Source organism: Eikenella longinqua, assembly GCF_001648355.1.
GTDB classification, from domain to species: domain Bacteria; phylum Pseudomonadota; class Gammaproteobacteria; order Burkholderiales; family Neisseriaceae; genus Eikenella; species Eikenella longinqua.
The window spans coordinates 72,230-86,548 of sequence record NZ_LXSL01000032.1 but is presented as its reverse complement, the minus strand read 5'-3'; the positions used below and the strand labels follow the sequence as shown (position 1 = coordinate 86,548).

The 14,319-nt window shown below is 59.8% G+C and carries 14 protein-coding genes and 3 pseudogenes; 8 read left to right on the top strand and 9 right to left on the bottom strand.

The window, feature by feature from the left end; translation table 11 throughout:
* Positions 1-45: 45 nt before the first annotated feature.
* Positions 46-936 carry an NAD(+)/NADH kinase gene (locus A7P95_RS10370; protein ID WP_067595012.1) on the bottom strand — a complete coding sequence of 297 codons (891 nt, stop codon included), beginning with the start codon at positions 934-936 and terminating at the stop codon, positions 46-48.
* Positions 937-1,175: 239 nt separating this feature from the next.
* Between A7P95_RS10370 and miaA the strand changes: the two genes are divergently transcribed.
* The gene (gene miaA, locus A7P95_RS10365) at positions 1,176-2,123 is read left to right on the top strand and encodes a tRNA (adenosine(37)-N6)-dimethylallyltransferase MiaA (protein WP_067595009.1); all 948 of its coding nucleotides are present in this window, start codon (positions 1,176-1,178) and stop codon (positions 2,121-2,123) included.
* A gap of 66 nt (positions 2,124-2,189) precedes the next feature.
* The gene (locus A7P95_RS10360; protein WP_245636604.1) at positions 2,190-2,729 is read left to right on the top strand and encodes an RDD family protein; all 540 of its coding nucleotides are present in this window, start codon (positions 2,190-2,192) and stop codon (positions 2,727-2,729) included.
* Between the two features lie 75 nt (positions 2,730-2,804).
* Here A7P95_RS10360 and ppk1 read toward each other — a convergent pair whose 3' ends face one another.
* Positions 2,805-4,865: a polyphosphate kinase 1 gene (gene ppk1 / locus A7P95_RS10355; protein ID WP_067595003.1), complete on the bottom strand. Its 2,061-nt coding sequence runs from the start codon at positions 4,863-4,865 to the stop codon at positions 2,805-2,807.
* 257 nt (positions 4,866-5,122) lie between these two features.
* On the opposite strand from ppk1, the gene A7P95_RS10350 reads away from it, so the two are divergent.
* On the top strand, positions 5,123-5,467 hold the full coding sequence (locus tag A7P95_RS10350; protein ID WP_067595001.1) for a hypothetical protein: 345 nt from the start codon (positions 5,123-5,125) through the stop codon (positions 5,465-5,467).
* Positions 5,468-5,558: 91 nt separating this feature from the next.
* On the opposite strand, the gene A7P95_RS11815 is transcribed toward A7P95_RS10350, so the two are convergent.
* On the bottom strand, positions 5,559-6,122 hold the full coding sequence (locus tag A7P95_RS11815) for an RICIN domain-containing protein (protein ID WP_067594997.1): 564 nt from the start codon (positions 6,120-6,122) through the stop codon (positions 5,559-5,561).
* 123 nt (positions 6,123-6,245) lie between these two features.
* Entirely contained in the window at positions 6,246-6,737 is a 492-nt protein-coding gene (locus A7P95_RS10340; protein WP_067594995.1) for a GNAT family N-acetyltransferase, read from the bottom strand.
* Between the two features lie 311 nt (positions 6,738-7,048).
* On the opposite strand from A7P95_RS10340, the gene A7P95_RS10335 reads away from it, so the two are divergent.
* The 3 genes from A7P95_RS10335 to A7P95_RS11810 all read left to right on the top strand — a co-directional run bounded on the left by A7P95_RS10335 (position 7,049) and on the right by A7P95_RS11810 (position 8,970).
* Positions 7,049-7,321 (top strand): hypothetical protein, encoded by a 273-nt coding sequence (locus A7P95_RS10335; RefSeq protein WP_067594992.1) that lies wholly within the window; start codon positions 7,049-7,051, stop codon positions 7,319-7,321.
* A gap of 30 nt (positions 7,322-7,351) precedes the next feature.
* Positions 7,352-8,575 carry a multidrug effflux MFS transporter gene (locus tag A7P95_RS10330; RefSeq protein ID WP_067595266.1) on the top strand — a complete coding sequence of 408 codons (1,224 nt, stop codon included), beginning with the start codon at positions 7,352-7,354 and terminating at the stop codon, positions 8,573-8,575.
* Positions 8,576-8,736: 161 nt separating this feature from the next.
* Positions 8,737-8,970, top strand: coding sequence for an SMI1/KNR4 family protein (locus A7P95_RS11810; RefSeq protein WP_067594989.1), 234 nt, complete (start codon positions 8,737-8,739; stop codon positions 8,968-8,970).
* Here A7P95_RS11810 and A7P95_RS11805 read toward each other — a convergent pair.
* Both A7P95_RS11805 and A7P95_RS10320 read right to left on the bottom strand, forming a co-directional pair.
* A pseudogene (locus A7P95_RS11805) lies at positions 8,950-9,072 on the bottom strand (IS5/IS1182 family transposase); the annotation flags it as partial. The gene A7P95_RS11810 and the pseudogene A7P95_RS11805 overlap by 21 nt on opposite strands.
* A gap of 392 nt (positions 9,073-9,464) precedes the next feature.
* Positions 9,465-10,355 carry a LysR family transcriptional regulator gene (locus tag A7P95_RS10320; RefSeq protein WP_067594986.1) on the bottom strand — a complete coding sequence of 297 codons (891 nt, stop codon included), beginning with the start codon at positions 10,353-10,355 and terminating at the stop codon, positions 9,465-9,467.
* 123 nt (positions 10,356-10,478) lie between these two features.
* Here A7P95_RS10320 and A7P95_RS10315 point away from each other — a divergent pair, with 123 nt between their 5' ends.
* Positions 10,479-10,886, top strand: coding sequence for a DoxX family protein (locus A7P95_RS10315; protein WP_082890802.1), 408 nt, complete (start codon positions 10,479-10,481; stop codon positions 10,884-10,886).
* A 179-nt stretch (positions 10,887-11,065) separates the two neighbouring features.
* Here the strand turns inward: A7P95_RS10315 and A7P95_RS10310 are convergent, their stop codons facing one another.
* The 3 genes and pseudogenes from A7P95_RS10310 to A7P95_RS10295 form a co-directional block, all read right to left on the bottom strand.
* Entirely contained in the window at positions 11,066-11,293 is a 228-nt protein-coding gene (locus A7P95_RS10310) for a hypothetical protein (RefSeq protein ID WP_245636603.1), read from the bottom strand.
* Between the two features lie 204 nt (positions 11,294-11,497).
* Complete coding sequence (locus A7P95_RS10305) at positions 11,498-11,830, bottom strand: hypothetical protein (RefSeq protein WP_067594983.1); 333 nt, start codon at positions 11,828-11,830, stop codon at positions 11,498-11,500.
* Positions 11,831-12,214: 384 nt separating this feature from the next.
* Positions 12,215-12,867 (bottom strand): annotated as a pseudogene (locus tag A7P95_RS10295) (IS1595 family transposase).
* A 144-nt stretch (positions 12,868-13,011) separates the two neighbouring features.
* Here A7P95_RS10295 and A7P95_RS10290 point away from each other — a divergent pair.
* Positions 13,012-14,157, top strand: a pseudogene (locus A7P95_RS10290) (NRAMP family divalent metal transporter); the annotation flags it as partial.
* Positions 14,158-14,319 lie beyond the last annotated feature (162 nt).

Genomic DNA, 14,319 nt, shown 5'->3' with positions numbered 1-14,319 from the left:
GCTACCTGAAAATTTCAGGTAGCCTTCTTAGCTTCAACCGCCGCCCTACACTAGCTGCTCGCCCCAATGCAGCTTCTGGCGCAGGGTTTTGTAATACTGGTAATCCGTGGGGTGGAGCACGCGCAGGGTGTTGCGGTAGCGGCGGATGGTGAGGCGGTTCATGCTGTGCAGGTCGAGGTGGGATTGGCCGTCGAAGTGCACGCGGGCGCTGTCGGCCTTAGTGATGAGGATTTCGATTTCGCAGCTGTCGGGCACCACCACGGGGCGGTTGGTCATGGATTGCGGGCAGATGGGCACGAGGGTGAGCGCGCGCAGGGTGGATTGCAAAATGGGCCCACCAGCGGCAAGGGCGTAGGCAGTGGAGCCGGTGGGGGTGGAAACGATGAGGCCGTCGGAGCGCTGGGTATACACGAATTCTTGGTTGATAAATACTTCAAATTCAATCATCTGCCCCACGCCGCCGCGGCTGATGGCCACTTCGTTGAGCGCGAGTAGGGTGCTGCCGGGCTCGTTGTCGCGCTGCACGCTGCATTCGAGCATGATGCGCTCTTCGGGCAGGTATTGGCCGGCGAGCATGCGGGAGATGTCTTCAATCATGCTTTGGCGCGGCACTTGGGTGAGGAAGCCGAGGTGGCCGAGGTGCACGCCCATCAGGGGGATGCGGTGCGGGGCGAGCTGGCGCGCCACGGATAAAAACGTGCCGTCGCCGCCGAGCACCAGCACCAAATCGCAGCGCTCGCCCATGTTTTCTTTGCCCACGCGATGGCAGCACGGCGCCAAATCGGCGGAAAGCAGGCCGCTGCCACATTCTTCGTCTAGCAAGACTTCCAGCCCGTTGGTCAAAAAAAACGACACCAGCTCGCACAGGGTTTCGCCCAGCTCCGGGGTGTGGGGGCGGGTAACGATGCCGATGCGGCGAAATTGGCTGGGCTTCATAAGGGGTGTAAGCGAAAGTTAAACTCAGGCAGAACTCTACCCGATTTTCAGGTAGCCTGAAAGTGCAGCCAGTGCGCGGGCATGATCCGCTGTTTATGTTTCCCCACTGCGCTGCTAGAATGCCCTGCCCGTTTCATCTGAGTTTTAACTTGGTTGCAGCCGCGTTTTGGCTTCGCAGAAACGCGCTTTGCTTATTTTAGCTTCGCAGAAATTCGCTTCGCTCATTTTCAGGTAGCCTCATGCCCGCCCCGCCCCCGCCATCCGCACTCGCCCTGCTCGGCCCCACCGCCGCCGGCAAAACCGCGCTCGCCCTCGAGCTGGCCGGCCGCATCCCGCTGGAAATCATCAGCCTCGATTCCGCCCTGATCTACCGCGGCATGGACATCGGCACCGCCAAGCCCAGCCTCGCCGAGCGCGCCGCCGTGCCGCACCACCTCATCGACATCATCGACCCCCCGCAAAACTACAGCGTGGCCGACTTCCTCGCCGACTGCCTGCGCCTGTGCCGCCAAATCCGCGAACGCGGCCGCCTGCCCCTCATCGTGGGCGGCACCATGATGTACTACCACGCCCTCACCCGCGGCCTCAACAGCCTGCCCGCCGCCGACCCCGAAATCCGCCGCCGGCTGCAAGAGCAAAAACAACAACACGGCCTGCCCCACCTCTACGCCCAACTGCAACAAACCGACCCCGCCACCGCCGCCCGCCTCCAGCCCGCCGACAGCCAGCGCATCGAACGCGCCCTCGAAGTGTGGCTACTCACCGGCCGCCCCCTCAGCCAACACCTCGCCGAGCAGCAGGCCGCCCCGCCGCTCAACCTGCACAGCATCGCCCTCATCCCCGCCCAACGCGAACGCCTGCACCTCAACATCGAGCAACGCTTCCACGCCATGCTCGAGCAAGGCTTCCTCCAAGAAGTGCGCCAACTGCAAACCCAATACCCCCAGCTCACGCCCGAGTATCCCGCCGTGCGCTGCGTGGGCTACCGCCAAGCCTGGGCACACCTCAGCGGCGATACCGACCGCAGCACCTTCATCGCCCAAGGTATCGCCGCCACCCGCCAGCTCGCCAAACGCCAGCTCACCTGGCTGCGCAAGCTCCCCGCCGACCTCGTGCTCGACCCATTTTCAGGTAGCCTCAGCCGGCACGCCCAAGCCATCCATTCCTTCTACAGCGGGCTACCTTAAAACCCGCCCCCGCATTGCCGCCCCCTGCCATACTCCCTATACTTGCCGCCTGGTATCGAAATTCAATTGAACCCGCCCACACCGCACATGACCCCGCCCACGCCCGCCTCCCTCCCCCGCCGCCTCGCCGCCCTCGGCTACGAAGCCCTGCTGCTCGCTGCCGTAACCTGCGTTGCCTTCATCCCCGCCGCCGCCAATATGGCGCTGCACACCGTGCCGCTTGCCGCCGAAACCGCCGTGGCGCTCATCATCCTCGCCACATGGTGGGGCTACTTCCGCCTCTGCTGGCACAGCCCGCGCGGCCAAACCCTGCCCATGAAAGTGTGGCGCCTCCGGCTGCAAACCCCCGCCGGCAGCCGCCCCGCCCTGCGCCAACTGCGCCTGCGCTTCCTCTGGGCCACCCTCCTGCTCCTGCTGCTGCCGCTCGCCTCCTTCGGCATCCTGCGCCAGCTCACCCCCCTGCCGCCCAAAACCCTCGCCGGCCTCGCCCTGGCCTGGTGGATACTGCCCTTCGGCTTCGCCCTCATCCATCCCTCCCGCCAGTTTCTGCACGACTACCTCGCCGGCACCGTGCTCGCCGAAACCGCGCCGGAAGCCAAGAAATAACGCCGCGCAAGCAAAAAAAAGGCTACCTGAAAAATGTTTGCCAAACTTTTTCAGGTAGCCTTTTTACATCCCGCGCTATTTGCGCCGGTATTCGTTTAGCAGGGTTTCCTGCGCGTCGAGCACGGCTTCGCCGGCCTGCGGCTGGGCGCGGAGGTAGCTGCCGTCGGGCTGCATCAGCCAGGCTTTGCGGTTGTCGGCCAGGGCGAGGGTGAGGGCTTCGCGCACGATGCGTTCTTTCAGCGCGGGGTTTTCCACGGGGGTGCAGGTTTCGATGCGGCGGAAGAAGTTGCGCCCCATCCAGTCGGCGCTGGAAATGAAGAGGTCTTCGCGGCCGCCGCGGTGGAAGTAAAACACGCGGGCGTGTTCGAGCAGGCGGCCGATGAGGGAGCGCACGCGGATGTTTTCGGAAAGGCCGGGCACGCCAGGGCGCAGGGTGCACATGCCGCGCACAATCAAATCAATCTGCACGCCGGCCCGGCTGGCTTCATACAAGGCGCGGATGATGCCGGGCTCGATGAGCGAATTCATCTTGGCGATGATGCGGGCGGGGCGGCCGGCGCGGGCTTCGGCGGTTTCGGCGGCGATGCGCTCCAGCAGCATATCGCTGAGGGTGAAGGGGCTTTGGTAGAGTTTGTTGAGCCGGGTGGGCTGGCCGAGGCCGGTGATTTCCATGAAGATGGCGTTCACGTCGGCGGTGATGGCTTCGTCGGCGGTGAGCAGGCCGAAATCGGTGTAGATGCGGGAGGTACCTTGGTGGTAGTTGCCGGTGCCGAGGTGGGCGTAGCGTTTGAGGCCGCCCCCTTCGCGGCGGATCACGAGCGCCATTTTGGCGTGCACTTTGTAGCCGAACACGCCATACACCACGTGCGCGCCAGCGCTCTCTAAGCGTTTGGCCCAGTTGACGTTGTTTTCTTCGTCAAACCGCGCCATCAGCTCCACCACCACGGTTACCTGCTTGCCGGCGTTGGCGGCGGCAATCAGGGCGCGGGCGAGGTCGGAATGGGTGCCGGTGCGGTAAATCGTCATTTTGATGGCCACCACATCCGGGTCGGCGGCGGCTTCTTGTATGAAGCGCACGGTGGGGGCGATGGATTGGTAGGGGTGGTGCAGCAGCACGTCTTGCCGTTTGAGCACTTCGGCCATCGGCTGGTCTTTGCGCACATCTTTGGGCAGGCCGGGGGAGAAGGGCGGGAACTTCAAATCGGGGCGGTCCACCATATCGGGCACGGCCATCAGGCGCACCAGGTTTACGGGGCCCACCACCTGGTAGAGCTCGTTCGGGCTCAGGTTGCATTGCGCCAGCAGGAATTCGGCCACCTGCGGCGGGCAGTTGTCGGCCACTTCCAGCCGCACTTCGTCGCCATACTGCCGCCCGCGCAGCTCGGTTTGCACGGCAGCGCGCAGGTTGGTTACGTCTTCTTCGTCCACCGTGAGCTCGCTGTTGCGCGTGAGGCGGAATTGGTAGCAGCCTTCCACGGCCATGCCGGGGAAGAGTTTGTGCACATAGGCGTGCAGGATGGAGGAAAGCAGCACGAAGCCGTAGCCGCCGCCGCTTAAGTTTTCAGGTAGCCTCACTACGCGCGGCAGGATGCGCGGCGCCTGCACCACGGCCATGCCGGAAGCGCGGCCGAACGCGTCTTTGCCGGAAAGCTCCACCGCGAAGTTGAGCGATTTATTGAGCAGGCGCGGGAAGGGGTGGGAAGGGTCGAGCCCCAGCGGGGTAAGGATGGGCAAGAGCTCGCGGTCGAAATAGCTTTCAATCCAGGCGCGCTGCTCGGCCGTCCACTGGCGGCGCGGGTAGAAAAAGATGCCTTCTTCGCGCAGCGCGGGAATCAGCTCTTGGTTGAACAGCTCATACTGTTCCTGAATCAGCTTTTTGGCTTCGGCGGCGGCCGCGGCCATGGTTTCGGCGGGCGTGGTGCCGTTGTCGAGCTCGGTGTGCGGGTTGAGCTGGTTTTCCTTTTTCAGCCACGCCATGCGCACTTCGAAAAATTCGTCTAAATTAGAAGACACGATGCACAGGAAACGCAGCCGCTCCAACAGCGGCACTTGCGGATCGCGCGCCTGCGCCAGCACGCGGCGGTTGAAAGCCAGCAGGCTCAGTTCGCGGCAAAGGATGGGGGGCTTCTGGGGCATAAGGCTACCTGAAAATAGTGAAGGGGAGATTGCAAGGGAAACGCTTTGTAAAGCATAAACCGTTTCCCGGCAAATAGTTATAATAATCGGCACACTGCCGGGCGGAATCGGGCCGTGCGCTTATGATTAACATAGCAATTACCCTTCCAACTCAGGCCAAGCCGCCCGTTCCGCCGCCTGCCGGAAGGAACGGTTTAACTATAGCACTTCCCGCCGCCGCTTGGCACTACCCGCCCATCCACCCTAGGGAGACCACCATGCGCCCCACCCTGCTCCTACTCTGCGCCGCCCTCTTCAGCAGCGCCGCCGCAGCCGAAACCCACACCCAAATCAACCTGCAAATCAACCCCTATTCCGGCTACTACTCCACCTGGCCGGAAGACGCCCCCACCTACTACCCCAGCCGCAGCTACTACTTCTACAACGGCGGCAGCCAATACGGCGGCGGGCAAATCCAAACCACCGAGCAATACAGCCGCGGCGGCATCGGCTACACCGAACACCGCAGCTGCCACACCAGCGCCGGCTCCACCATCTGCACCGGCAACTGGCGCCCCGCCGTGCCGATTCGCGGCAATATTTCTATTGAGCATCAGCGCTGAAATACCGTGCATACAGCCGAGCAAAAGGCTACCTGAAAACCTAGTGGATGATTTTCAGGTAGCCTTCACTTCCACACAACCCACAACCAAACTATCGGTAAAACCGCTGCCCCATGCCGTTATTGCAATATTGCAGGCGCACCGCGCCACCGCCGCTCTCCAAACACAGGCCGTTGGCGGCGCTGCGGATGTGGCCGCCCTCGGCAAACCAATGCTGGCTTTGGCCATGATGGCAAGCTGCGGCGGCCACCGGGCTGCCGGCGCCGCCCACGGCTTCCAGGCACAGCCCATTCACGCTCAGGCGCGGGCCGTTAAACATAAACTGCTGGTTGTTGCGGCCGTGGCAGGGCTGGCTCACCAGATAAGCGGGCACGCTGCCGCGCTCGAGGCTGAGGCAGGCGTTGTCGGCGGCTTGGCGCAGCAGGGTGCGGCCGCCGCTGCCGGGGTTGAGCGCGGGGCGGTAGTAGCCGTCGAGCGGGGAGCTTTCGCTCATGATCACGGTGGTGCCGGGGGAGGCATCCACGCGCACGGTGCGGCTCACGGTGTGGGTGCTCTCCACCGGCAAATCGAGCGAGAAGAAACGCCCGCCGGGGCCGTCGAGATAGGTGCAGGCGGGCAAGGCGAACAGGGCAAGCAGGATGGGCGTGGGTTTCATAGCGGCTCCTTGCGATGGGGCGGGATGGGCTTTGGGACTAGCTAAAAAGCAAATCTGGGATAGACCCGTATTGTAGATTTTCAGGTAGCCTAGAAATCGATCAGGCTACCTGAAAGCCAGTATTTAAAGATTAGTGAGCAGCTTGCGCATGAGGCGGCATTCGATGCCCACTTGTGGGTTGAGCGGCAGCACGGCTTCGCCTAGGGGCTGGTAGCCGTTGAGCAGGTAGAAGGGCTCGGAATTGAGCGAGGCGTAGAGCTTGAGCATGCCCAGGCCGCTTTGGTAGGCCAGCTCTTCGGCACGGCCGAGCAGGGCGGTGCCGAGGCCTTGGCGCTGCACGAAGGGGTGCACATACAGCGCGTCGAGCTGGGATTCTTGCAGGTTGATTTGGAAGAAGCCTTGGATGTGGTGTTTGAATTCGATCACCCAGAGGCGCTTGCGCTCGTCGCCGAGGGTGTCGAGGTAGCTGTCGGGGCTGAGCAGGGCGAGCCAGGCTTGCAGCACGGCTTCGCTGTAGTTGCGGGCGCAGGTGTAGCGCACGGCGTATTGGTGGGCGTTGTAGATGTGTTCGCAGTCTTGGATGCGTGCCGGACGCAGGTGGGTGATGAGGCTCATGGCGGGCGGGCTTGTGCGGTGAAACTGGCGGAATTATATAGCCTGCCCAACAGAATAACCATTCGGGCGGCGCGGGCGATAAATTGCGGCTATCGCGGCACGGCGGGCGGCAATCGGCGATATAATGGGCTACCTGAAAATATAGCCCGCACGGCCGGGTTAGGCGGCAAGCCGTAGCCAAAATCTTTTTAGCCGCCCAGAAACGCCACTGCACTGCGTTTTCATGGCCTTGAAGCCAACGCTTTCAGGTAGCCCGCACATTTTCAGGTAGCCTCCGGCTGCCGCCACACAACCATCAATAAGGAATCGCTATGTCTCCCTCACTACGAAGCTGGCTGGCCGTGTGCCTGCTGCCGCTGCTGTTGGCGCTGTGGTTTGCGCTGAATCCGGCGGCGGATGCTACGGGCTATCTGCAAAATGGCGTGATTATGTGCTGCGCCTGTGTGTTTTTGCTGAAATATGTGCTGTTTGCGCTGGTATCGGCGCATTTGCGGCAGGATGTGCCGGCCAAGCGGCGCGCGCTGTTGCAACTCTTGCCGCTGGCGGCCTTCAGCGGCTATGTGGCGTATTACTTTATCCGATGATTTTTATTGATTTTCAATATTTTATTTCTGATGAACACCTCTTCCCCCTCCCATCTTTCCGACAAACAAATGGCGCTGCTTTTAGCGGCAATGGCGGCGGTGATGCCGTTTTCCATCAACACTTATCTGCCTGCCGTGCCGGCGATGGCGGCCAGCTTGGGCGTGCGTGAAACAGACATCCAGCAGAGTCTGAGCATTTTCCTGGTGGGGCAGTCGGCGGGGGTGCTGCTGGGCGGGGTGTGGTCGGACTTCAAGGGGCGGCGGCCGGTGGTGCTGGCCGGGCTGGGCTTGTATCTTTTGGCCAGCTTCGGGCTGATTATTTTGCAAACGCTGCCTCAGCTGATGCTGCTGCGGATGGTGCAGGCTTTCGGCGCGGGCATGGTGGCGGTGAGCGGCGGGGCGATTGTGCGCGATCATTATGAAGGGCGCCGTGCGGCGCAGATGTTTGCGCTGATCGGGGTGATTATGATGGCGGCGCCGGTTTTGGCGCCGATGGTGGGCTGGCTGATGCAGCTTATCGGCGGCTGGCGGGCGGTGTTTGCGTTTTTGCTGGCGTATGCGGGGGTGGTGTGGCTGCTGCAATGGCGTTTCCTGCCGGCCAACCGCCCGACGGCGCGGCCTGCGGGCTCGGCGCTTTGGATTATTCTCACGGGCTACCGCAGCGTGTTTGCCAAGCCGCAATCTCTAGGCTTTCTGTTTTTTCAGGCGTTCAGCTTTTCTTCGATGTTTGTGTTCCTCACCGAATCACCTTCGCTGTATATGAAGTTTTACGGCTTGAGCAACGGCTTCTACACGCTGCTGTTCGGTCTTAATATCATTACCATGGTGTTTTTCAACCGCGTAACGGCCTGGCGGCTGAAGAGCGGCAGCAATCCGGCCAATATCCTGCTCATCGGCATCGCGGTGCAGCTGGCGGCCAATTTGCTGATGATGCTGCTCTCGCAAGGTTTGGCGCGGCCGCCGCTGTGGCTGCTGGCGCCGCTGGTGATGCTGTCGGTGGGCGCACAGGGTCTGATTGTGGCCAATACGCAGGCTTGCTTCATGAGTTATTTCAAGGCCGAGGGTGGCAGCGCCAACGGCGTGCTGATTTCCAGCCAGGTGCTGATTGCCGCCGCCATGGGCTTCCTCGCCACCCAGCTGCACGACGGCTCCGCGCGCATCATGCCCGCCATGATGCTGGCCTCCACCCTGTGCGGCATCACGCTGCTGTTCACCCTCTCGCGGCGGGTGTGGCTGGATAAGTCGGCACACTAGGCCGGTTGCCATCCGTTTGCTATTTTTCAGGTAGCCTGTTATCCCGCCCCAAGGCCACCTGAAACCCATTTTGACAGGCACAACATGTGCAGCAACCTATTCGCCACGGCCACGCCCGTTTTTCAGGTAGCCTATCCCCTTACTCCTCCGCTAAAAACCCCATGCCCCACACCTTCCTCACCCAGCTCGAAGCCCGCATCCGCGCCCAATACGCCAAACAAGACGGCCTGGCCGACGAGCTGCTCTCCGGCACCCCCGTAACCAAAGCCGAGATTGCCGCCGCCGAACAACAACTCGGCACCGCCTTTCCCCCGCCCTACCGCGCCCTGCTGCTACACTTCGGCACCGGCTGCGACCTCGGCATCGAAATCGACAGCCTGCCGCAAGTGGTATAGTGGATTAAATTTAAACCAGTACAGCGTTGCCTCTCCTTGCCGTACTACTTGTACTGTCTGCGGCTTCGTCGCCTTGTCCTGATTTAAATTTAATCCACTATAAAAAACACCGAATGGCTGCGCCGCCATTTTGCCGGACACGCAACCCTGCCCGCCGGCCTGCTGCAACACGGCATCGCCTTCGCCGGCGACGGCAGCGGCAACTGTTTCGTGCTGCACCAAGGCGCGGTATGGCTGCCCGACCACGACAGCGGCGATTGCACCCGGGAAGCCGCCAGCCTCGAAGCCTTCCTGCGCTATGCCAGCGGCGCAGGTTAAGCGCCCAAAGGCTACCTGAAAATCCAACACCGGTTTCCAGGTAGCCTTTTAGATTCCGCCGCACTATAGCGAATCAAATTGGCTTTCGATACCAGGCAGCGAGCCGCAGACAGTACAAGTAGTACGGCAATGCGAGCTAACGCCGTAGCGAAAGTTAAGTTGGTTCGCTATATTTTTCAGGTAGCCTCACCCGCCGCTTTCTCCACCATAAAATCAATAAAACTGCGCACCTTGGCGCTCAAAAGCTTGCGCTGTGTATAAACCGCGTAAAACGGCAGGGGTGCGGCTTGGTAATCCGGCAGCAGGCGGCGCAGGCGGCCGGTTTGGATGTCGGCGCGCAGCAGCCATTCTGGCAGGTAGCCCACGCCGGCGCCGGCGCACACCAATTGGTAGATCATCTGCGTGTTGTTGCTATAGATGGCGGCTTGCAGCTCGGCGGTGTGCGTTTCGCCGTGGCGGCGCAGCGGCAGGCTGGATACGTCGGTGTAGCTGGGCAGGATGGCTTGGTGCGCCGCCAAATCCTGTGGGGCGGCGGGCGTGCCGTGGGCGGCGAGGTAGGCGGGGGCGGCCACGAGGCAGAACTCGATTTCGGCCAGGGCGCGGGCAATCAGGTTTTCCGCGGGCTGCTTGGAGAGGCGCAGGGCGATGTCTTCGCCGTCGCCGTCGAGGTTCACGCTGTGGTTGGTGAGCGTGAGCTGGAGGGAGACTTCGGGGTAGCGCTGCCGGTATTCGCTCATCCAGCCGGCAAACACGGGGTTGGCAAACCACACGGGAATGCTCACGCGCAGGCGGCCTTGCGGGCGGGCGGTGCTGCCGGCGGCGCGGGCGGCAGCCTGCTCGAGCATATCGAGCGCGGCGAGGCAGTCGCGGTGGTAGGCTTCGCCCTGCTCGGTGAGGCTGAGGCGGCGGTTGTTGCGGTAGAGCAGGCGGGCGTTGAGGCTGCGCTCGAGGTGGGCCACGTGTTTGCTGGCCATGGGCACGGAAATATCGAGCTGCTCGGCGGCGCGGGTGAAGCTGCCGCTGTGCACCACTTGGCAGAACACTTTCATGCTGAGTAGGGTATCCATGTTTTCTCTTTGGGAAAAACTGTGTTGTTTATACGGCTGTGGTTATGATTTTGGGAAATCATTATACTGCGTTCCGTACTTTCAACATATGTTTTGTTTCATCACTTTGAAGAGGAAAAAATCATGAATCTGGAAAACTGCCGCCAGATGGTACTGTCTGTTCTGCGGATTGCCGCGGGCTATATGTTTATGCTACACGGCACGGCCAAGCTGCTCGGCCTGCCGCATGTGGCGATGTTCGACGGGCTGCAGCTCTTCTCGCTCTACGGCGTGGCCGGGATGCTGGAGCTGGGCGGCGGGCTGCTGGTGTTGCTCGGCCTGTTCACGCGGCCGGCGGCGTTTATCCTTTCCGGCCAGATGGCGGTGGCTTATTTTATCGGCCACGTTGCGGGCGGCGGGCATGCGCTGGTGCCGTTTATGAACGGCGGCGAGGCGGCGGCGCTGTATAGCTTCGTGTTCCTGTATCTGGCGGCGGCGGGCGGCGGTACATGGTCGCTGGATGCGCTGCTGGCGAAAAAGCGGCAGGGCTAAGGATGCAGAATTTTTCAGGTAGCCTCGTTAGATAGGCTACCTGAAAAATAAAGAGTGGGGCTTGTCGCCCCGCTCTTTTTATTTGCCCGCCATAGCGAACCAACTTAACTTTCGCTACGGCGTTAGCCCGCCTTGCCATACTCCTGTACTGTCTGCGGCTCGCTGCCTGGTATCAAAAGCTAATTTGATTCGCTATATGCCAGAAGATGCAGCACTTTGATGCTGAAAGTGTCCCGCATCGTGAGCGCGGCCATATCTGCTTCACGGAACGCTGTTTTCTCGCCTTCAAAGGCATAGTGATAGATTTTTCTGTTGAGCGCGTCGAAAAAATAGCCGTAGAAACTGTCTTCTTGATTTTGGTCTTCCACGAAATCGGTGATGTAGATGTGTTTGCCGGCAATGCCCAAGTACTCTTTGATTTGCCGAAACAGGTGGGGAAACTCACGCGGAAAGGCCTGCGTGAGGTCTTGGATGTCTTCCAGAAATACTTGGGAATATCTTGTAATTCCACGGGTTCCATTCTTTTTCCCTTTCTGTGTGAGGCTACCTGAAAATGAGTGAAACGATTTTTTGCGCAGCTAAACCTTACATTGCCGCGCAGCCGCAACCGGCTAAGACTTAATCAGCGGCCGCAGCGAATCGTGGCTGTATTTGATTTCCACAATCAGGCGGTCGTATTGGCGCATGCGGCGCATGGAGCGGGCAATCAGATACACGCCGAACACCGCCAGCCCCGAGTTGATACCCATCACCAACATCAATAACAGCCACACATCCATCACGTCATACCAGCGGGAAGTGGCAATCAGCACGCTGAAAATGGAAAGCGGCAGCGCCAGCACGGCAATGCCGGTGCGCATCACCGCCAGTGCGGTGCGTTTTTCCGCCAGGAGGAGCTGCACTTGGTTGATACTGAGGATGTCGTTTTGCTGTTCGGGGGACATGGTTGGAGAGCCTGGAAATATTTGGTAGCCGCGTGATCGTCCAATTGTTTTTTCACACGCTAAAAGCTGCTGCTGATTATAAAAATATCATTCTTTCCTGCAAATAGCCTTCAATATAGCCTTCGTTATTTCTTTGTTTAAAAAATGCATCATCACATTTCCGGTAAAGGTGCTCCTGTCGATATAGGCGTCTATCATATCCTGTATGAGGCCAAGCTCCATATTGTTTATGCTGGCCAATGAGAAATGGAATTCTATTATTTCATTATCTTCATCAAGACATATCTCTATCAGCTTCATATCGCTGCTTATCAAGCCAACAGTGGCCAATACTGCATGGATATAAACTTTCTCTTTTAAAAATGGGGCTGTACTAGATTAGCCCTAAATTCCACACCATCTCCGCAGGATTTTAAGCTGTTGGGACGGTGTGCCGAAGTTAAACCGAAATTCGCATTCTTTCAAGAACAGCAGGAAAGATTTGCGGTCGATTCCGTTGTATTTGCGTAAGACACGTTTTGCCTGATTCCAGAAATTCTCAATGCCGTTAATGTGGTTTTGACGGTCTGCAAATTCCTTGGAATGGTTAATACGGTGATGGATAAAACCACTCACGCCCAACTTGTCGTAACTGCTCAGGCTGTCGGTATAGACAATGCTGTCCGGCATGATTTTCTTTTTGATGACAGGCAGTAACGTTTCAGACTTGGCGTTATCCACCACAATGGTATAGACCCGTCCTTGTCGTTTCAGGATGCCGAATACCACTACCTTGTCTGCCGCACCACGCCCGCGTCTGCCTTTGCGGCGTCCGCCGAAATAGCTTTCGTCCAATTCGACCGGGCCGGCGAAAATTTCATCGGCCGCCAGTGCCAGATGATGGCTGATGACTTGGCGAATTTTGTGGTAGAACAGGATAGCAGAGTTGGGTTGTATGCCTAAAATATCGGCAGAGGAACGGGCGGTAACTTCCAACACAAAAAACGGAGCAGTTCTTTTTGTGCTTTCTTCTTTAATTTGCAGTGAGTTATCTTCATATTTTGAGGGTAACATCACTGCTAATCTAGTACAGCCCCAAAAATAAAACACAAAATAGCCAAATATTTATCGAAGCGCGTTTTGATTTACGTTAAAATGCGCCCTTTTTTCGTGAAGGCCGCCCGCAACGGCGGAAAAGAACCATGTCTGAACACCACACGCACACTTCCACTTGGAAAAGCAAAATCAACGCCTTGGGCCCCGGCATCATGATGGCGTCGGCCGCCGTGGGCGGCTCGCACCTCATCGCCTCCACCCAGGCCGGCGCGCTCTACGGCTGGCAGCTCGCGCTCATCATCATCCTCACCAACCTGTTCAAATACCCGTTTTTCCGCTTCAGCGCACACTACACGCTGGACATGGGCAAAAGCCTGATTGAAGGCTATGCCGAGAAAAGCCGCTTTTATCTGTGGGTGTTCCTGATTTTGTGCGTGGCCTCGGCCACCATCAACGCCGGCGCGGTGGCAGTGGTTACCGCCGCCATCGTGAAAATGGCCATTCCCTCGCTCACGCTGGGCACGGGCGCCGTGTCTGCGCTGATTATGGCTTCCTGCCTGATCATCCTCGCCAGCGGCCGCTATAAAGCCTTAGACAACGTATCCAAGCTCATCATCGTGAGCCTCACCATCGCCACTGTGGCCGCCGCCATCGCCATGTCGCGCGGCATGCAGATGAAGCCCGATTTTGTCGAGCCCACGCCGTGGACGCTGGCCGGCCTGGGCTTTCTGATTGCGCTGATGGGCTGGATGCCCGCGCCGATTGAGATTTCCGCCATCAACTCGCTGTGGGTGACCGAAAAGCAGCGGCTCAACCCCTCCAGCTACCGCGACGGCATTTTCGATTTCAACGTGGGCTTCATCACCAGCGCCGTGCTGGCCGTGGTGTTCCTCGCCCTGGGCGCCTATGTACAATACGGCAACGGCGAAGAAGTGCAGATGGCGGGCGGCAAATACATCAGCCAGCTGATTAATATGTATGCCGTTACCATTGGCGGCTGGTCGCGCCCGCTGGTGGCCTTCATCGCCTTTGCCTGCATGTACGGCACCACCATCACCGTAGTAGACGGCTACGCCCGCGCCATCGCCGAGCCCATCCGCCTGCTGCGCGGCCGCGACAAAACCGGCAACATCGAGCTTTTTGCCTGGAATATCTGGGTGGCCGGCTCCGGCCTGGCAATGATTTTCTGGTTTAGCGGCGCCATAGCCGAGCTGCTCAAATTCGCCATGATCACCGCCTTCCTCGCCGCCCCCGTGTTTGCCTGGCTCAACTACCGCCTGGTGAAGGGCGAAAACGGCGGGGAATCGTTCCAAGAGCCCATGCCGCCGAACACATGGCTCTGTTCGCAGGCCAGCCGCAGGCGTTCGCGCGCTGGCAGGGCTTCGTTGGCCAGCGTTTGCCGCGCCCTATCGAAAAAAGCCTGCTGCCAGTGCTGCTCGCCGATGGCGCCGGCC